Annotated in this window: 17 protein-coding genes and 1 tRNA gene; 9 read left to right on the top strand and 9 right to left on the bottom strand. The window is 67.6% G+C overall.

Annotated features, from left to right (window positions below):
- Positions 1-90: 90 nt before the first annotated feature.
- The 4 genes from ACZ5Z0_RS06625 to ACZ5Z0_RS06640 form a co-directional block, all read right to left on the bottom strand.
- Positions 91-282, bottom strand: a complete 192-nt coding sequence (locus tag ACZ5Z0_RS06625) for a YbdD/YjiX family protein (protein WP_464110407.1) — start codon at positions 280-282, stop codon at positions 91-93.
- 10 nt (positions 283-292) lie between these two features.
- The gene (locus tag ACZ5Z0_RS06630) at positions 293-2,602 is read right to left on the bottom strand and encodes a carbon starvation CstA family protein (protein ID WP_464110408.1); all 2,310 of its coding nucleotides are present in this window, start codon (positions 2,600-2,602) and stop codon (positions 293-295) included.
- Positions 2,603-2,767: 165 nt separating this feature from the next.
- Entirely contained in the window at positions 2,768-3,301 is a 534-nt protein-coding gene (locus ACZ5Z0_RS06635; RefSeq protein WP_464110409.1) for a PadR family transcriptional regulator, read from the bottom strand.
- A 155-nt stretch (positions 3,302-3,456) separates the two neighbouring features.
- The gene (locus ACZ5Z0_RS06640) at positions 3,457-4,440 is read right to left on the bottom strand and encodes an NAD(P)H-quinone oxidoreductase (RefSeq protein ID WP_464110410.1); all 984 of its coding nucleotides are present in this window, start codon (positions 4,438-4,440) and stop codon (positions 3,457-3,459) included.
- 161 nt (positions 4,441-4,601) lie between these two features.
- Here ACZ5Z0_RS06640 and ACZ5Z0_RS06645 point away from each other — a divergent pair.
- A tRNA-Ser gene (locus ACZ5Z0_RS06645) sits at positions 4,602-4,689 on the top strand.
- A 66-nt stretch (positions 4,690-4,755) separates the two neighbouring features.
- Here ACZ5Z0_RS06645 and ACZ5Z0_RS06650 read toward each other — a convergent pair.
- The gene (locus ACZ5Z0_RS06650) at positions 4,756-5,019 is read right to left on the bottom strand and encodes a hypothetical protein (protein ID WP_464110411.1); all 264 of its coding nucleotides are present in this window, start codon (positions 5,017-5,019) and stop codon (positions 4,756-4,758) included.
- Between the two features lie 5 nt (positions 5,020-5,024).
- Positions 5,025-5,282 carry a hypothetical protein gene (locus ACZ5Z0_RS06655; RefSeq protein WP_464110412.1) on the bottom strand — a complete coding sequence of 86 codons (258 nt, stop codon included), beginning with the start codon at positions 5,280-5,282 and terminating at the stop codon, positions 5,025-5,027.
- 261 nt (positions 5,283-5,543) lie between these two features.
- On the opposite strand from ACZ5Z0_RS06655, the gene ACZ5Z0_RS06660 reads away from it, so the two are divergent.
- The 4 genes from ACZ5Z0_RS06660 (at position 5,544) to ACZ5Z0_RS06675 (ending at position 7,773) form a co-directional block, all read left to right on the top strand.
- Entirely contained in the window at positions 5,544-6,275 is a 732-nt protein-coding gene (locus tag ACZ5Z0_RS06660; RefSeq protein ID WP_464110413.1) for a TetR/AcrR family transcriptional regulator C-terminal domain-containing protein, read from the top strand.
- Positions 6,276-6,378: 103 nt separating this feature from the next.
- Positions 6,379-6,840, top strand: coding sequence for a universal stress protein (locus ACZ5Z0_RS06665; protein ID WP_464110414.1), 462 nt, complete (start codon positions 6,379-6,381; stop codon positions 6,838-6,840).
- Positions 6,841-6,923: 83 nt separating this feature from the next.
- Positions 6,924-7,361 carry a helix-turn-helix transcriptional regulator gene (locus tag ACZ5Z0_RS06670; protein ID WP_464110415.1) on the top strand — a complete coding sequence of 146 codons (438 nt, stop codon included), beginning with the start codon at positions 6,924-6,926 and terminating at the stop codon, positions 7,359-7,361.
- Between the two features lie 10 nt (positions 7,362-7,371).
- A complete protein-coding gene (locus ACZ5Z0_RS06675) occupies positions 7,372-7,773 on the top strand; it encodes a VOC family protein (protein WP_464110416.1) in 402 nt (133 codons plus the stop codon).
- Between the two features lie 37 nt (positions 7,774-7,810).
- On the opposite strand, the gene ACZ5Z0_RS06680 is transcribed toward ACZ5Z0_RS06675, so the two are convergent.
- Positions 7,811-8,029: a helix-turn-helix transcriptional regulator gene (locus ACZ5Z0_RS06680; protein ID WP_464110417.1), complete on the bottom strand. Its 219-nt coding sequence runs from the start codon at positions 8,027-8,029 to the stop codon at positions 7,811-7,813.
- Positions 8,026-8,442, bottom strand: coding sequence for a hypothetical protein (locus tag ACZ5Z0_RS06685; RefSeq protein WP_464110418.1), 417 nt, complete (start codon positions 8,440-8,442; stop codon positions 8,026-8,028). Before ACZ5Z0_RS06685 ends, ACZ5Z0_RS06680 begins: the two co-directional genes overlap by 4 nt.
- Positions 8,443-8,611: 169 nt before the next feature.
- Here ACZ5Z0_RS06685 and ACZ5Z0_RS06690 point away from each other — a divergent pair, with 169 nt between their 5' ends.
- The 4 genes from ACZ5Z0_RS06690 (at position 8,612) to ACZ5Z0_RS06705 (ending at position 16,172) form a co-directional block, all read left to right on the top strand.
- Entirely contained in the window at positions 8,612-9,415 is an 804-nt protein-coding gene (locus ACZ5Z0_RS06690) for a VOC family protein (protein WP_464110743.1), read from the top strand.
- Between the two features lie 359 nt (positions 9,416-9,774).
- Positions 9,775-14,322, top strand: coding sequence for an ExeM/NucH family extracellular endonuclease (locus ACZ5Z0_RS06695; RefSeq protein WP_464110419.1), 4,548 nt, complete (start codon positions 9,775-9,777; stop codon positions 14,320-14,322).
- A 183-nt stretch (positions 14,323-14,505) separates the two neighbouring features.
- Positions 14,506-15,948, top strand: coding sequence for a glycosyltransferase family 2 protein (locus tag ACZ5Z0_RS06700; RefSeq protein WP_464110420.1), 1,443 nt, complete (start codon positions 14,506-14,508; stop codon positions 15,946-15,948).
- Positions 15,945-16,172 (top strand): hypothetical protein, encoded by a 228-nt coding sequence (locus tag ACZ5Z0_RS06705; protein ID WP_464110421.1) that lies wholly within the window; start codon positions 15,945-15,947, stop codon positions 16,170-16,172. Before ACZ5Z0_RS06700 ends, ACZ5Z0_RS06705 begins: the two co-directional genes overlap by 4 nt.
- Before the next feature lie 4 nt (positions 16,173-16,176).
- Here ACZ5Z0_RS06705 and ACZ5Z0_RS06710 read toward each other — a convergent pair whose 3' ends face one another.
- Positions 16,177-18,189, bottom strand: coding sequence for an FAD/NAD(P)-binding protein (locus tag ACZ5Z0_RS06710; protein ID WP_464110422.1), 2,013 nt, complete (start codon positions 18,187-18,189; stop codon positions 16,177-16,179).
- Positions 18,190-18,203: the final 14 nt, after the last annotated feature.

Below are 18,203 nucleotides of genomic sequence, written 5' to 3' on the forward strand. Positions count from 1 at the left end.
GCCGGGAACGGGTGTTCCCGGCGGCGCCCCCTGCAGGGCGTTAGCCACTCGGCGCAGATGCGGCCCCAGATGCTGCCCGGTGCCCGCAGCCTAGCAGCAGCGGCCTTGCGGATTGCTGTCCTGACGGTCCGTGTGGTCCCGCCAAAAGTCCCGCTCGCACATCGGGGGCCCGTCGTGGCCCGAGGCCCGGTGGTGCTCCAGGTACTTCTTGTAGGCATCGGCTCCGAGGACCCCGCTGAAGTAGTCGGCAAAGCCCCGGAATCCCGCTAGGAACGCGTTCATGGCTGCGTCCTCAGTGCCGGGCGGAGTGTTCGAGCCGCTGCTCTGCAGGCAGTTTCTTCCACTCCGCGTCCAGCTCACGCTCCGCCGCGGTGGGGAAGACGCCGGCCGGCGCGAAGACACGGGACGGCTGCGCCGGATCCTCGAACTCCACGTTGGCGACGCCCGCGGAGGCGTTGCGGTACGCCTTGATAGCCGCGATTACCGCCGTGATGATGACGATGATGCTCAGCACCACGAAGATCACCGAGAGCCAGCCCTGGATCATCGTGTTGCGGACCACGGCTTCCATCGCGGCCTGCGTCTTGGCCGTGCCGAAGGAGGTCTTGCCCTCGGCCAGCGCCTTGGCGAAAACCGCGTTGTTGGCGAAGTAGCCGACGGCGGGCACCGGCGAGAAGATCTTGTAGAAACTGGCCGTAATGGTCACGACGGCGGCGAACGCCAGCGGGAGCGCCACGATCCAGAGGTACTTGAAGGTGCCGCGCTTGGCCACGATGGCGAGGACCACCGCGAGGGCGATGGCCGCGAGCAGCTGGTTGGCGATGCCGAACAGCGGGAACAGGGTGTTGATGCCGCCCAGCGGGTCGGTGACGCCCATCAGCAGCACCGCTCCCCACGCCAACACCATAACCGCGGTGGTCAGCCAGGCCCCCGGGCGCCACGAGTGGTCCTTGAACTTCGGGACGAAGTTGCCGATCGAGTCCTGGAGCATGAAGCGTGCGACGCGGGTGCCGGCGTCGACCGCGGTGAGGATGAAGAGCGCCTCGAACATGATGGCGAAGTGGTACCAGAAAGCCATCATGGCGGTGCCGCCGATGAACTGCTGCATGATGTGCGCCAGGCCCACGGCGAGGGTGGGAGCGCCGCCGGAGCGGGAGATGATGCTTTGCTCGCCGACGTCCTTGGCGGTTTGGGCGAGTTCACCGGGGGTGATGTTGACCCCGGCGAGGCCCAGGCTGTTGACCCACTGCGCGGCCGATTCCACGGTGCCGCCGGTCAGGGCGACGGGGGCGTTCATGGCGAAGTAGATGCCGCGGTCAATGGAGATGGCTGCCACGAGCGCCATGATGGCGACGAAGGACTCCATCAGCATGCCGCCGTAGCCGATGAGGCGGGTCTGGCGTTCCTTTTCGATGAGCTTCGGCGTCGTGCCGGAGGAGATCAGGGCGTGGAAGCCGGAGAGGGCGCCACAGGCGATCGTGACGAACAGGAAGGGGAACACGGCGCCGGAGAAGACGGGGCCGTTGTCGCGGCTGGCGAACTCGCTGAAGGCCGGGACGTTGATTTCCGGACGGACCACGATGATGGCGACGGCCAGCATCACGATCACGCCAATCTTCATGAAGGTGGAGAGGTAGTCCCGGGGCGCGAGCAGCAGCCAGACGGGCAGGATCGCCGCGATGAAACCGTAGATGATCAGGCCCCAGGCGATGGTGACCTTGTCCAGGTGGAAGACCGCGGCGCCCCATTCGGTGCCTGCCACGGCGCCGCCGCCGATGATGGCGGCCATCAGCAGCACGAAGCCGATGATCGAGACTTCCATGACCTTGCCTGGGCGGAGGTAGCGCAGGTAGACACCCATGAACAGGGCGATCGGGATGGTCATGCCGACGGAGAACACGCCCCAGGGGCTTTCGCCGAGGGCGTTGACGACGACGAGGGCCAGGATGGCGACGATGATCACCATGATCAGGAGGGTGGCAACGAGGGCGGCGGTGCCGCCGACCACGCCGAGTTCTTCGCGGGCCATCTGGCCCAGGGACCGGCCGCCGCGGCGCATGGAGAAGAACAGCACCAGGTAGTCCTGGACCGCACCGGCCAGGACGACGCCGATGATGATCCAGATGGTGCCCGGCAGGTAGCCCATCTGGGCCGCAATGACCGGACCGACCAGCGGTCCGGCGCCGGCGATGGCGGCGAAGTGGTGGCCGAACAGGACGTTGCGGTCAGTCCGGACGTAGTCCTTGCCGTCGGCCTTGTATTCGGCGGGGGTGGCGCGGCGGTCGTTCGGCTTGGTGATGTACCGCTCGATCACCTTGGAGTAGAAGCGGTAGCCGATCAGGTAGGTGCAGACCGAGGCGAACACAAACCAGATCGCGTTTACCGTCTCGCCGCGGACGATCGCGAGCATGAACCAGGCGACGCCGCCCAGCAGCGCGATTGCCACCCAGAGGGCGATTTTCGCGGGCGTCCATTTGCGCTCTTCCGCTTCACGGACGGTCTCGTCGATGGCCGTGGCCGGAAGCCCCGGTACCGGTGAGATCCCGTCGTCGAGTTGTGCGGTGTTTAGCTTGTTTAGCCTGCCATCTGGCATTGTGCCCATGTCTCCTCCTTGAGAAACCCCATCTAACAGATCAGCAGTCAGATCTGCCCCATGGCACCTTACCAACCGGGCGTTCGGATGGACACGGCAGGCGGCCCGGCGCGCCTGTCCGCTCGCCGAGCGGTGTCCGATGCGCGGTGGGCGGCGTCACAGTGGTGCAGGCTGTCAGGCCGGTCCGGCCAGCTGCATCAGCCGGGCTTCGCAGAGGTCCAGCCAGCGGACCTCGGCCTCGGTTTGGAAGATGAGTGAATCCAGGACCAGGAGACGCGCCGTGTCGGTCGGGCGCGGCTGCACGGCGGCTTCGCGCCGGGACTTGGTGTACTCCTGCAGGGCCCGGATGGAGACGGCGCGCTGAGCCTGGATAAGTCCGCCGACGTCGACGGCGGGGAGTGTGAGTGCGAGCGCCAGCTTGATGGCGAGCTCGTTGCGGGGCGGATTGGCCCGGCCCACGGGTGAGTGGAACCACTCACGGACCTGTGCTTGGCCTGCCTCGGTGATGCTGTAGATGATGTGGCCCGAGCCGTCGCCGCCGTCTTTTTGCACAAGGCCGTCGCGTTCAAGGCGGTCCAGGGTGGTGTAGACCTGCCCGATGTTGAGGGGCCAGGACGATCCGGTGCGGTCCTCGAATTCGGTCCTGAGCTGGTACCCGTAGCGGGGCCGGTCCTGCAGCAGCGCGAGAAGGCTGTGGCGGATAGACATGGTGCTCCCGAGGGTAGCAGGACGACGGCATACACGCGCCCCAAGACGCGTGTATACCGCGCATGGAACTACATTATCGTCATTAGCACCGGGCGGCCGCCAAGCATATGCCTACAGAGGCATGCATTACGTCACACCGGGGAAGGCGCCTTGGACTAGGTGACGAGCAGGACCTTGCCCACGTGCTCACCCGAATCGAAGTAGCGGTGGGCCGCCTGGACCTGGTCCAGCGGAAACGTCTTGGCCACCAGCGCCCGGATCCGGCCATCGGCGAGCATCGGCCAGACGGCGTCGCGGACCGCATTCATGATGACCGTTTTTTCTTCCACGGGGCGCGGACGAAGCGCGGTGGCGATGATGGCCGCGCGCTTGCGGAGCAGCACGCTCAGGTCCAGTTCCGCCGTGGTCCCGCCCTGCAGCCCGATCACGACGAGCCGGCCGTAGTCGGCGAGCGCTTCCACGTTCTGCCGGAGGTACTTTGCCCCGACGACGTCGAGGATGACATCCGCGCCCTTGCCGCCGTTTTGGGCGCGCAGGCTCTCGGGGAAATCCTCCACGGTGTAGTTGATAGCGATGTCGGCACCGAGGAAGGCCTTTGCGGTACCAACCTTCTCCGCGGTACTTGCAGTGGTGGCCACCCGAGCACCGAGGGCTTTCGCCAGCTGGATAGCCATGGTGCCGATACCGCCGGTGGCCCCGTGGATAAGTACGGTTTCCCCGGCCTGCAGCTGCGCCGTCATGACCAGGTTGGAATAGACCGTGGCCGCGACTTCCGGCAGCGCCGCGGCGGTAACCAAGTCCACGCCGTCGGGAATCCGCAGCACCTGGCCGGCCGGAACCGCCACCTGTTCGGCGTAGCCGCCCCCGGCGAGCAGGGCAACGACCTTGTCCCCGACGGAGAAGGGCTTGGTGACGCCGGGGCCGAAGCCGGCGATCCGGCCGGACACTTCGAGGCCCGGGATCTCGGAGGCGCCCGGGGGCGGCGGGTAGAACCCCCGCCGCTGCTGGACGTCCGCCCGGTTGAGGCCGGCAGCCACCACGTCAATCAACACCTCGCCCGGGCCCGGAACGGGCGGCGGCACGTCGCGGAGCTCCAGGGCTTCCGGGCCGCCGGGCGCAGAGATGTAGACAGCCTTCATGGCGAACTCCCGATTCCTCACTGGTTTTCGTACGGGCTGGGCGCCGCCCATCACACGGTGCGGACAACGCCTGTCTCCAGAGTAGGTGCCCGAACCGGCGTCGTCTGCGAGCGCCGCCGGTTTTTGTGGCTCCTGACCGGCTATGAAAGACTACTCGTTAGGGAAGGTTGTCCGAGCGGCCGATGGAGCTGGTCTTGAAAACCAGTGTGCGGTAACCCCGTACCAAGAGTTCGAATCTCTTACCTTCCGCGGGCGCGCAGTGTTTGCGCGGTTTGGAGGCCGGTTGGGTCGATCGAAAGATCGGCCCGGCCGGCCTCACCTGTCTCCCGTGCCATCCGTCCGGCCCGTTTCCGCCCGGCCCATAACGGCGGCGGCAAACGCTGCGGTGGTCGCCATGACGCGGGATTCGCCGCAGCGGGTGCAGGTAATGGCGAGGGCAACGGTCTCCTGCCGGTCATCCAGAACCACGAGTGAGCCTGCCAGGAGGTGCCGGTCGCTGTGGCAGGACGCGCACCACGGCTGGCGGCCCCGGGGTTGGTGCGCGCCATCCGGCCGGTACGTGTCGGCGGTGATGGTCACCCGGCTCAGACCAGTCCCGGGTAACTGGACAGGATGTAGTCCGTGGCCGCGGGGCCCTTGATGCGCAATGGCGTGTGTCCGGGACGGATCTTCTTCTCTTTCATGGCCGCCCAGAAGGCGTCTTCAGGCCGGGGCACAGCCCGGGACAGGAAACACCAGCTCGTGTAGACGCCATAGAGGCAATCCCGTCCGAGGACGGAGCCGGAGACGCCGTCGATAGTGGTGGCTTCGTGGAGGAACTGGTCATACTGCGAATCTGCCATGGGAGGCTCGTTTCCGCTGGGTGCTTTGAATGCCGCCGAGGGCTACAGCAGCTGACGCTTGAACGCAACGCACGGGGCGCCAAGCGGAACCCGGCCGCCGAAGCTCGGCAGACCGGGGATGAGGCATTGTGGGGAGGCAGGAATCGGGCCTCTCTACAATGTAGACTGTAGGCGTAGACTTCGGTGTATGCAAGCTCGCTGAATCACCTTCCGAGGGTGGCCGCCCGTCAGGGCCGGCCTCGGACCGACAGGATCGGAACCATGTCCTCCGCAGAAAAGCCGCCGCCCACACCGGCCGCCGGCAGTAACCCATCCCCCGGCACCAAAAAACGCCTCAGCCGGGAGCTTGTGCTGTCCGCGGCCCTGGCGCTGGTCGATGCCGAGGGACTCGACGCACTCACCATGCGCCGGCTCGGGCAGGAACTCGGCAGGGACCCAATGAGCCTGTACCGCTACGCCGAAAACCGCGCGGCCCTGCTGGACGGCGTCTCTGAGCTCGTCCTGAACGAATTGGACATCGTCCCCGATGACCCGGACTGGCAGGCCCAGCTCCGGCGCATTGCCCACGGCCTGCGCGGCCTGGCGCTCCGGCACCCCAACGTCGTACCGCTGCTCGTCACCCGCCCGCTGTCCACCCCGCTGGGCCTGCGCCCCCTGGGCACGCTGCGACCCCTGGAACAGATTCTCTCCCTGCTGATTGAGGCCGGCTTCGCCCCGGCGGATGCGCTGCATGTCTATCGCGCCTACTACGGCTACCTGTACGGCCACATCCTCAACGAACTGCAAGAGTTCATCGTTGATCCCGAGGAGAACGAAGCCCTCCTCCGCCTTGGCCTGCACCGGTTGCCGCCGAAGGAATTTCCCCACATCCGGTCCCTCGCCCCCGTGCTCGCAGACTACGACGGGATGGCCGAACTGGACGAAGGAATCACGATTCTGCTCGCGGGCCTGGCGGCCCGCCTCTCCCCCGGGCGGGGACGGCCAAAGCGCTGAACCGGGTCTAGCTGGCCGGCCACACTCCCGGAGAACCCCCGGCAGTGCAAAGATGAGGCGATACAGCACTTCTCAGGGCGCATTGAAGCGAAGGGGATGGCTCATGGCAGGGAGCTACAGTTTCAGGATCGTGGTTGGAGTGGACGGTTCGGCGCAATCCCGGGCAGCCATGGACTGGGCGGTCGAGGAAGCCCGGCTACGCCACGGCGAGGTCCTGGCCCTTACGGCGTGGAACTTCCCCTACGTCACTGACGCCCTGGGCCAGGCCTGGGACTACGAGGCTTTCCAGTCAGATGCCCGGGCCATCCTCGAGGAGGAGCTTGCCCGCGTAGGAAACCCCGGAGTGAAGATCACGGGACGACTGGTGCAAAGCAGTCCTGCCTCGGCGCTCGTGGAAGCCTCCCGGGACGCCGAACTTGTGGCAGTGGGCTCGCGCGGCCATGGCGGATTCACCGGCATGATGCTCGGTTCCGTGTCGACTCAAACGGTCCACCACGCCCACTGCCCGGTGCTGGTGTTCCGCGAAGGAACCGAGGTTAGTGCCCAGCCGTTACCCGGCGTGTGACGGACGCGGCGGCAGCGCTCTACGGCGTTCTTTGTCAGCGGCTCCCGGGTCAGCCCGTACCGGATCGGCGTTAGAATTCCTGCATGACACCGCAGGAGCTGGCCAACCTCGCCCACCTGCGCCGGGCGCGGGACCTGATCGACCGCGGCTACGCCCGGCCCCTCGATGTGCCCACCATGGCCGCCGGCGCGCTGATGTCCCCGGCGCACTTTTCCCGCCAGTTCAAGGCCGCCTACGGCGAGACGCCGTACAACTACCTCATGACGCGGCGGATCGAGCGCGCCATGGCGCTGTTGCGGGCCGGCGCCAGCGTAACCGACGCCTGCATGGAAGTCGGCTGTACCTCACTGGGTTCGTTCAGTTCGCGGTTCACCGAAATCGTCGGGATGACTCCCAGCGCCTACCGGGACCTGGAGCACCGTGCGGTCAAGGCCATGCCGTCCTGCGTCGCCCGGCTGCGCACGCGGCCGCCACGCAAACCGAGCAGGATTGAAGAAGCACCGGCAGTGCCGCTCCCCTAGCGTGGGAGTCATGAACATTTCATTGCAGTACGCACAAATCACCGTCAACGACCTCGACGAGTCGCTCGCCTTCTACCGCGACGTACTCGGCCTGGAGGTACGCAACGACGTCGGCTCGGACGGCCACCGCTGGGTCACCCTTGGCAGCGCGGCCCAGCCGGATCTGGAGATCGTGCTTTCGCCCCCGCATGCGGGCCGCTCGCAGGACGACGGCGACGCGCTGCAGCAGCTGCTCACCAAGGGCGTGCTGCCGGTGATCGTGTTCCGCACCGATGACCTGGATGCCACGTTCGAGGCCGTCCGTGCCGCCGGCGCCGAAGTCCTCCAGGAGCCCATCGTCCAGCCGTGGGGGCCGCGCGACTGCGCCTTCCGCGACCCGTCCGGCAACATGGTCCGCTTCAACCAGGCCTGACCGGAACGGCTGTCGGACCCCACCCGCAGTGTGAAGATCAGCCGCGGGCGGGGGCGTCGGGTTCATCGGACGGGATGAAGATGGCCTCGATGGGCTGCCCGAACAGGCGGGCGATGCGAAAGGCCAGGGGCAAGGCGGGGTCGTAGCGGCCCGTTTCCAAGGCGTTCACCGTCTGCCTGGAAACGCCGAGCCGGTCCGCCAATGCCCCTTGGGTCCAGCCCCGGTCCTCGCGCAGCGCCTTGAGGTGGTTGTTCACCGACGCCCCGCAATGGCGCCTGTGACGATCCAGCCCAGCATTCCGGCGCCGTAGATCAACCACCCGGCACCGGTCAGCCCAAGCCCGGCAATCTCCAGGAAGGCCAGCGTCACGGAGGCGATCATGGCGACGGCGAATCCGCCGCCGAACCCGTGCAGCAGCAGGAGCCGCTGGTATTCGTCGCTGCGCCGCACGTGGCGCAGCACCGCCCGCACGATCCAGAGCGCGGGGATCACCGGCAGCACGGCCCACAGGAACCGCCAGGGGCTCTGGCCGTCCAGGTCGCCCCAAAGCAAGACCCCTGTGAGCACCACAGCATAGGCGACAATGCCCGGCCAGAATTCACGATGGTAGGCCCGGGCCCGTGCGCGGTCGCCTTCGCTGCGGTCCCGCCTGTCAAGTTTGCTTGTCATTACCCCAGTCTGGCGCCGCGCTGCGACTGTGTCAAGGGTGCTTGTCACCCTGATTCTGGTCCATTGAAACCGTCGGACCCCCGGCATAGGGTCTCCCTTGTCTGACCCAACCATCAAGGCTGAGGCTGCCCAGCAGGCACGCCGCAGCCGCGCAGAGCAGGAGACCCCCATGCCCAGGCCCGACATCACCCCCGGCGCACCGTGCTGGATCGACCTCATGACCTCGGATACGCAGCAGGCGCAGTCCTTCTACGGCGAACTGTTCGGCTGGACCTTCGAGGCCGGCGACCCCGAGAAATACGGTGGCTACATCACCGCATCGAAGGACGGAAAGTCCGTTGCCGGCATCATGCAGAAGATGGCCGAGCAGTCCGGGTTCCCGGACGTGTGGAGCACTTATCTGCGCGCCGACGATGCCGCCGCTACCGCCGAGGCCGTGAAGGCACACGGCGGGCAGGTCTACATGGAACCGATGGAAGTCCCCGAGCAGGGCAAAATGGCGATGTTCGCCGACGCTACCGGCGCTTCGATCGGGGTCTGGCAGCCGCGCGAAATGAAGGGCTTCGAGCTGGCGGCCGAACCCGGCGCCCCGGCTTGGCATGAACTCCATGCCAAGGATTACCCCACGGCCGTGAAGTTCTACCAAGACGTGTTCGGCTGGAACACGGACGTCATGAGCGATACCCCGGACTTCCGCTACACCACGCTCGGCGCCGGCGATGCGGCCAAGGCGGGGATCATGGACGCCTCCGGCTATCTTCCCGCGGACGCGCCCTCCAACTGGCAGGTCTACTTCGCGGTCCAGGACGCCGACGCCACCGCGGGAAGGGCCGTGGAGTTGGGTGCGACAGTGCTTCAGGCGCCCGAAGACACGCCGTTCGGACGGATCGCGACCCTGAGTGATCCCACCGGAGCCCTGTTCAAGATCGTTGCGGAGACCCGCCGGGAGGGTTCCGGCGCCCAGAACGGCTAAGCATGGGCACTTTCTAAATCCTTTGGAAAAATTGCTGTAAGAAATACCGGCCAACCGCTTTCCAGGCGGCTACTGGCCGGTATTCTCTTGAGTGCCATGGCCAGGGGGACGGCCGGGTCATTCCAAAAATGCTCAACCAACACCGGCGCTGGGGCACCTTGTTGGGGTTCCCGCCGGCTGTGAGGCGTTCCGCTGGGGGCCGTCTCGCCGAATGCACATGCAATCCATCCTGTGTTCATTCACCCCTGTTTTGCTGTGCCGGAATCTGCTTGACCAGGAGCAGACCGGCCGGTCCGGGGCCATCAACCCGGACATCGCACCCAGCCCTTACCCGGGAACCCTAATGAGAGTTAGAGCGGATGAAAATCACCTATTGGAAAACAGCGCTGGGCACTGCGCTGTCCGCGGGGCTCATCGCAGCCCCGCTGACAGCGGTGCCTGCCGCCGCACTGGAGGTCTCGCCGGCAGCCGCCGGAACTTCGCCGGTCGTCATCAATGAGGTCTATCTCAGTGGCGGCAGCGCCGGAGCGGCCTACAAGAACAAGTTCGTCGAGCTGTTCAACACCTCGGACGCCCCCGTCGCCCTGGACGGCTGGTCCATCCAGTACCGCTCCGCGCCTGGCACCACCGCCCCGTCCACCACCGCTCCGCTTACCGGCACCATCGCCGGCAAGGGGTACTACCTGCTCATGGGTGGCAGCAACGGCACCGTCGGACTGGACCTGCCCGCCGCCGACGCTACCGCGACCGGGTTCAACCCGGCCGGCGCGGGCGGCACGATCGTCCTGGCCAAGCAGTCCACGGCCCTGAACCCGCTTGCCACCGGCTCCGTCGTCGAACCCGCCAACGTGGCCGATCTGCTCGGTTACGGGACCTCCAACACCTTCGAAACCCAGGCCGCAACGGCGCCCTCGGGCAACACGGACGTCAAGAGCATGAACCGCAGCGGCGGAGCGGACAGCAACAACAACTCCGCCGACTTCGCCCTGAACGCCGCCATCACCCCCAAGGCCGCCAACGGTGTCGCCGCTCCGGGGCCCGTTGATCCGGGGCCCGTCACGCCGCCTGCCCTCAGGAGCATCGCCGAGATCCAGGGCACGGGAACAGCCAGCCCGCTCGCCGGAACCTCGGTGACGACCCGCGGCAAGGTCACCGCGGCCTTCCCCACCGGCGGCTTCGCCGGTTTCTATCTCCAGACGCCCGGCACCGGCGGCGACCTGACGCCCGCCAACCACACGGCGTCGGACGCCATCTTTGTCTACGCGCCCTCCGCCGTCGGCTCCGTGCAGATCGGTGACTACCTTGAAGTCACCGGCGACGTAGCCGAGTACTACGGCATGACACAGCTCAACGTGTCCGGCCCGGCCGGGGTCACCAAGCTGACCGAGGCCGCCCCGGAGGTGAAAGCCACCGGTTTCTCCCTCCCGGCCGACGAAGGGTTCCGCGAATCCCTCGAGGGCATGCTGCTGACGCCGCAGGGTCCGGTCACGGTCGCTGACAACTTCTCACTCAACCAGTACGGCGAGATTGGCCTGGCCGGCGGCACCACCCCGCTGGAGCAGCCCACCGCCGTCGCCGCGTACGGCTCCCCCGAGTACACCGCCACCGTCGCGGCCAACGCCGCTCGCGGCATCAAGCTCGACGACGGCGCCAGCACCAACTTTCTCAAGGACGCCACCGCCAAGGCCCTGACGCTGCCGTACCTCACCACCGCGGACCCCGTCCGGGTCGGCGCGCCGGTGACGTTCAAGACCAACGTGGTGCTCAGTTACGCCAACAACTCCTGGAAGTTCCAGCCGTTGACCCAGCTGACCGCGGCCAATGCGGACACCGTCCAGCCGGCCGCCTTCGGCGCCACCCGCGCGGAAGCACCGGCAGCTGTCGGGGGCAACCTCAAGATCGCCTCGTTCAATGTGCTGAACTACTTCCCCACCACCGGGGACCCGATCGCCGGCTGCAAGTTCTACACCGACCGGGCGGGGAACCCGATCACCGTCAGCGGCGGCTGCAACGTCCGCGGCGCCGCCAACGCGGAGAACTTCAAGCGCCAGCAGGACAAGATCGTCGCCGCCATCTCCAAGTCCGGCGCGGACGTCGTCACCCTGATGGAGGTCGAAAACTCGGCCCAGTTCGGCAAGAACCGCGACGACGCCCTGTCCAAGCTGGTTGACGCCCTGAACATCGCCACGCCCGGCATCTGGGACTACGTCCGCACCCCCGCGAACGCACCCCCGCTGACGGACGAGGACATGATCCGCACCGCGTTCATCTATAAGAAGGCCGCGGCCGAGCCGGTGGGCGAGTCCATCATCCACAACGACACGGTCGCCTTCGCCAGCGCCCGCAAGCCGCTGGCCCAGGTCTTCAAGCCCGTCGGCGCCGCCGATGACAAGAAGTTCATCGCGATCGCCAACCACTTCAAGTCCAAGGGCTCGGCGGCCACGCCGGATGACACGGACAAGGGCCAGGGCAATTCGAACCTCGCCCGCACCGCCCAGGCGCAGTCCCTGCTGGCCTTCTCCGACGAGCTGCAGAAGTCCAAGGGCACCAACAAGGTGTTCCTGATCGGTGACTTCAACTCCTACGCCAAGGAGGACCCGATCAACGTCCTCACCGGCGCGGGGTACGTCAACCAGGACGACAAGGCCAAAAACGCCGACGGCAGTGCCAAGCACTCCTACCTCTTCGGCGGCCTGGTGGGCTCGCTGGACCACATCCTCGCCTCACCGGCGGCCAACGCCGTCGTCACCGGCGCCGATATCTGGAACATCAACTCGGTGGAATCCGTGGCGCTGGAGTACAGCCGCTACAACAACAACGTCACCGACTACTACGTGCCGAACCAGTTCCGCGCCAGCGACCACGATCCGGTGGTGGTGGGACTGAACCTGCCCGCCGTGCCGGCCAGCGTTGACCTGAACTTCCTGGGCATCAACGACTTCCATGGCCGCATCGATTCCAACACCGTGCTGTTCGCGGGAACCATCGAGAAGCTCCGGGCGGCCGCGGCCCCCGGTGCCACCGCGTTCCTCTCCGCCGGAGACAACATCGGCGCCTCGCTGTTCGCCTCCGCCGTCGCCAAGGACCAGCCGACCATCGATGTGCTGAACGCCCTCGAGCTGCGCACCTCCGCGGTGGGCAACCACGAGTTCGACGGCGGTTGGGCCGACCTGCGCGACCGCGTCATCGCCGGCGGCAGCAACGCGAAGTTCCCGTACACGGGCGCCAACGTCTACAAGAAGGGCACCACCGAGCCGGCCCTGCCGGAGCACACCGTGTTGGACATGAACGGGATCAAGGTGGCCGTGATCGGCACCGTGACCCAGGAAGTGCCCTCGCTGGTCACCCCGGCCGGGATCACCGACCTCGAATTCGGTGACCCGGTGGCCGCCATCAACCGCGTCGCCGCGAAGATCAAGGCCGGCAAGCTCGCCGACGTGATCATCGTGGAGAACCACGACGGCGCCGGGTCCGGCGCCCCCGAAGGCGCCACCCTGGAGCAGGAAGTCGCCGCCGGCGGCCCCTTCGCCAAGATGGTCCAGGACGTCACCCCGGACGTTGCTGCGATTTTCAACGGCCACACCCACAAGCAGTACGCGTGGGACGCCCCCGTGCTGGATTCAGCCGGGCGGCCTACGGGCAAGACCCGTCCGATCGTGCAGACCGGCAACTACGGCGAGTTCATCGGCCAGATCCAGCTGACGATCGACACCAAGACCATGTCCGTCACCGGCTACAAGGCGGCCAACGTCAAGCGGACGACGGATGCGGCGGCCGGACTGGTCGCCACGTACCCGCGGGTGGCCGCGGTGAAAGCCATCGCTGACAAGGCCGTCGCCGACGCAGCCGTGATCGGCAACCAGCCGGTCGGCAAGGTCACCGCGGATATCACGACGGCGTTCGGCGGAACCCCCGCCGTGCGTGATGACCGCTCGAGCGAATCCACCCTGGGCAACCTCGTGGCGGACTCGCTCGTGGACGCGCTCAAGGCACCCGAGCTCGGCGCCGCCGAGATCGGCGTCGTCAACCCGGGCGGGCTGCGCAACGAGCTGTACTACGCGCCGGACGGCACCATCACCTACGCGGAGGCCAACGCGGTCCTGCCGTTCGTGAACAACCTCTGGACCACAACGCTCACCGGTGCGCAGTTCAAGACGCTGCTGGAACAGCAGTGGCAGACCAACCCGGACGGCACAGTCCCCAGCCGCGCCTACCAGCAGCTGGGCCTGTCCAAGAACGTCAACTACACCTACGACACCGCCCGCGCCGCCGGTGACCGGATTACCGCGATCCGGGTCAACGGTGCGCTGATCGACCCGGCGAAGTCCTACCGGATCGGAACGTTCAGCTTCCTGGCAACCGGCGGCGACAACTTCCGGATCTTCAAGGACGGCGCCGGCACCAAGGACTCGGGACTCGTGGACCGTGACGCGTGGATCAAGTACCTGCAGGCCCACAATCCGGTCTCGCCCGACTTCGCCCGGCGTTCCGTGGCCGTGGTGAACAGCACCGCGGCCGAGGTCAAGGGCGGGGACCCCATCACGCTGGCGGTCTCCAAGCTGGATCTCACGTCGCTGGGCAGCCCGGCCAACACCTCCCTGCGAGCCGAGTTCATCGACGCGGCGGGTACCGTGACCGCGCTCGGCATCGTACCGGTGACCGCCGGTGCGGCCTCGGTGAGCGTGCTGGTGCCTGCCGGAGCCGCCGCCGGCACGGGCACCCTGGTGCTTACCGCCGTCGAGTCCGGCACCCTGGTGAAGGCGGGCGTGCTGGTCGCGGCCAGCGTGCCCGTCCCGCCGCAGTGCACCGCACCGGTGCCGCCGACCAAGTGGTATGACATCGCCGGCTGGATCAAGTACTCGATCGCGTGGGTCAAGTACCACAAGTGCCTGGGGGCTAATCCCTAGCGCTGCCGGAGTGAGCATGCCCCTCCCCCAGCCGGAGCGGTGGACATTTTATGGAAGTGTCCATTGGCCGGTCAGGGGAGTGGGCATGCTCCTTTTTGTTGGCCAGGTGGACCCGAAGTCAAATAACCCGGGTGGGACAGCTGTGACAATTGGGGCACATGTTGCGGTGGTAGCATGTCGCGCATGCCTGGAGGGAAACTTCATCGGGCCGTCGGCATCTTCATCGCACTGACGGCCGGCGGCGCAGCCGCGCTCCTGTGGTACGCCGTAGCGGCCGGTGGCCCGGCGCTAAGTGAGTCCCCCGCCCACGGCATTTTCTTCGGTTTCTGGAGCATCCTCTACAACACGGACGCACCGGCGCCGCGTGTTCTGCTGGCCGCCGGCGCGCTGGCACTCCTCCTGGCCGCCGGCGTCGCCGTGGTGGACCGGCGGATCGCGAACAGGTCCCGCCGCTCCGCGGACCCGCTCACCGGCCCGCTCGCGCCCCGCGTGGTGATGTCGGCGACGCGCGGCGAGGACGCCGGCCCCATCAAGGTCACCGTGCTCATCCCGGCCCACAATGAGGAAGCCTCGTTGCCGCAGACTATCGCCTCCCTGCTGGACCAGTCGCGCCGGCCGGACCGCGTCATTGTGGTGGCGGACAACTGCAGCGACGCCACGGTCTCTCTTGCGCGGGAGGCCGGGGTCGGGGTATTCGAATCAGTCAGCAACACCAAAAAGAAGGCCGGCGCGCTGAACCAGGTACTTAGGCGGCTTCTCCCCGAGCTCGGCGACAACGACGTCGTAATGGTCATGGACGCGGACACCAGCCTCGACGACGGCTTCCTCGCCGCGGCGGTAGACCGCTTCGCCTCCGACCGGGCGCTGATGGCCGTCGGCGGCCTGTTCTACGGCGAGGAGGGGCACGGCCTGATCGGCCAGTTCCAGCGAAATGAATACCTGCGCTACAGCCGGGAAATAGGACGGCGCCGCGGCCGCGTCTTCGTGCTGACCGGGACAGCATCGATCTTCCGGGCACGGGCACTGCGTACCGTGGCCGCCAGCCGCGGGTCCTCGATCCCGGGCACGCCCGGCTACGTCTATGACACCGCCGCCCTCACCGAGGACAACGAGCTCACCATTGCGTTGAAATCCCTGGGTGGGCTCATGATCTCGCCCCTGCAGTGCACCGTGGTGACCGAGTTGATGCCCAGCTGGCGCACCCTCTGGGCTCAGCGGCTGCGCTGGCAGCGCGGCGCGCTGGAAAACATCGGCGCCTACGGCATCACGCCGCCAACCCTGCGGTACTGGGCCCAGCAGCTCGGGATCGGCTACGGCGTGATCGCACTGGGCTCCTACCTGCTGCTGATTTTCCTTATGGTGTTCTCACTTGACACCTGGATCTGGTTCCCATTCTGGCTGGGGGTGGGCGGCCTGTTCATGGTCGAACGCGTCGCCACCGTCTGGAAGGGCGGCTGGCGGGCACGGCTCTTGGCCCTGACGCTGTTCCCGGAGTTGTTCTTCGATATGTTTCTCAACGTCGTCTACCTCAAGGGCGTCGCCGACATCTCGCTCGGCCGGACGGCCAGCTGGAAGCACGTTGAGCACGTCAGACCACGCGAACCCACGGGGGCCGAGCGCTCATGACCATCACAGCCGCCGTCGTTGCCCCACGGGGCATCGTGTTCCCGGAGACGCTCCTGCATTCAGAATGGTTCGCCATCCTCGCCACCTTCGTGGCGATCAATACCGTGATGTACGCTACCCTCGCGCTGGCGAAGATTCTGCCCAAACTGCATCCCTCGGACTGGATCCGGACCCGGAATGAGCGCTCGGAAACCCGCAGCATCCACCCCGACGCCAACAACTAAGGCGCTACCGGCCGAGGATGTCCCGGGCGATTTCGTCGGCGTCGCGCAGGGTGCGCTGGCCGCTGCGGTAGACCGGGCCCCGCTGCTGCCGGGCCTCGGCCGCGATTGCGGTGCCCCATTGCGCTGCGGAGAGCTGGAGGCCCAGCACGTACACACCGTCGGTGACCGTCCCGTTCGCCGCCACGGGACGGTAGGGATGCGGGACCACGTCCAGGCCGGAACTCTGCACCGGAGTTCCTTCCACGCTCATCATCAGGCGCGGACGCACCAGGCCGTCCGCGAGCAGCTGCTCGAGCAGCGGGGAGGCATTGATCGCCACCCGGTTGGCCGGTGCCAGCGCTTCGATCAGCACGGGTGCCTCGACGCGGTCCCCGCCGTCGCGGCCGCGGCCGCGGCCGGCCACCCACGGAGAGGCGGCCGTGAACATCCGGGCCTTCCGGTCCACACCGAACTTCGGGTCCGGGCCCACGAAACTGACCACCCCGGCCCGCGCGAGGGCCGCGAGCTGCTCGGCGCGAAGGGCGGGCGGACCGCTCGCGATCCCCTCCACAAATGATTCGAACCAGCCGCGCAGGCCTGCCACCCACGATTCGTCGGTGATGCCGCCGTCGGCCACCACGGTCTTCAGCACCGCGCGTCCGTGGTGCAGGGCGCCGATCGCCATCTTCACCGGATCGTCCTCGCCGAGGGCGGAGCGCCGCGCGTCGTCGAGCAAGTAATCGACGACGGCGGCGTCCAGATCCGCGCGGGAGGCGAAGCTGCGGCCGGCCAGGGGTGCGGCGAGGCCCAGCAGGTCCAGGCGGTGGTGCGGCCGGACCGACGCGTCGATCACCGACCGGGCGGCATCTTCCCAGTTCGCGGTGGAGTGGGCATGCGGCCGCAGGGCCTCCTCCAGCGCGCCGAGGAAGCCGGCCGGATCCGGGCCGACGGCGTCGGGCTGCGAGCGCGCCAGGGTCGAGTAGTAGGCCCACACGGCATCCCGGTGCAGCAGCGGCCACAGGTCGTGGTCGAAGGCGGGCACAATGCCTGCGGCCGCGAACCTGGCGACCGCTTCCTCGGTGCAGTACTTCAGCTGCACCGCTGCGGGGTAGTAGCCGGCCAGCGTCGCCTTGGCCCGGTACGGGGTGCCGCGCCGGGAGGCGGCGATGATGTGCGGTTCCCGCCCGGACGGCAGGTACGTGAGCCCGGTCCCGTCCGGCGCGGGCAGGAATTTGCCGCCGCGGCCCTCGGTCAGCTGGCCCATCACGTCGAAGAAGTTCAGGCCCATGCCGCGCACCAGCACCGGCTGGACCGCGGGGATCCCGGACCAGTCGACGTCGGCCGGGGCGGCCGGCGGCAGGTACTTCAGGCCCAGCTCGTCGGCCGCGGCCTGCAGTTCACGCTGTTCGGGGTTGAGCCTGGACTCCAGATGGCCAAGCGCCAGCACCACCGATCCGACGGCAAGCACGGAACCGTCGGCGAGCTCGACGTCGAACCCGGCGTTCCCCTCTCCGGCGGGCTCTCCGGCGGCCGTTGCCCCGCCGGCCATTCTCCCGCCGGCCGGGCGGACCGCCGTCGCGGTACTCTGGTGGAATCCCACCGTGACGCCGTCGGGCAGCCGGTCCAGGAGGTCCTCCAGCGTGCACCGCAGGTAGCGGCCATAGAGCGCACGGCTCGGGAAGTCGGCCGATTCCAGGCCGGCCAGCTCGGCGCGCTCCTCGGCGGAAAGCGCCGGGTGCGGATCCCGCCGTTGCGCCTCGCGCCACTGGTCGAAGGTGCACCCGGCCAGCGGCAGCGCCAGCTCCGGATCCTCCGGGATCACCGTGGGATAGAAGGACTGCGTGTTCATCAGGTAGAGCCGCGACTGGCCGGGCTGCCAGACATGGCCGGGGCCCGCGGGATAAGGGTCGATGACGTGGATGTGCAGGGTGGCCCCGGGCGCGGCGGGGGTCCAGTTGGCGAGCAGCCGCTCCAGCACACTGGTGCCCCTGGGCCCGGCCCCCACCAGGGCTGTCCGGATGCTCTGCGATATGACCACGGCATCCAGCGTAT

Source organism: Arthrobacter sp. T2-23 (assembly GCF_055398325.1).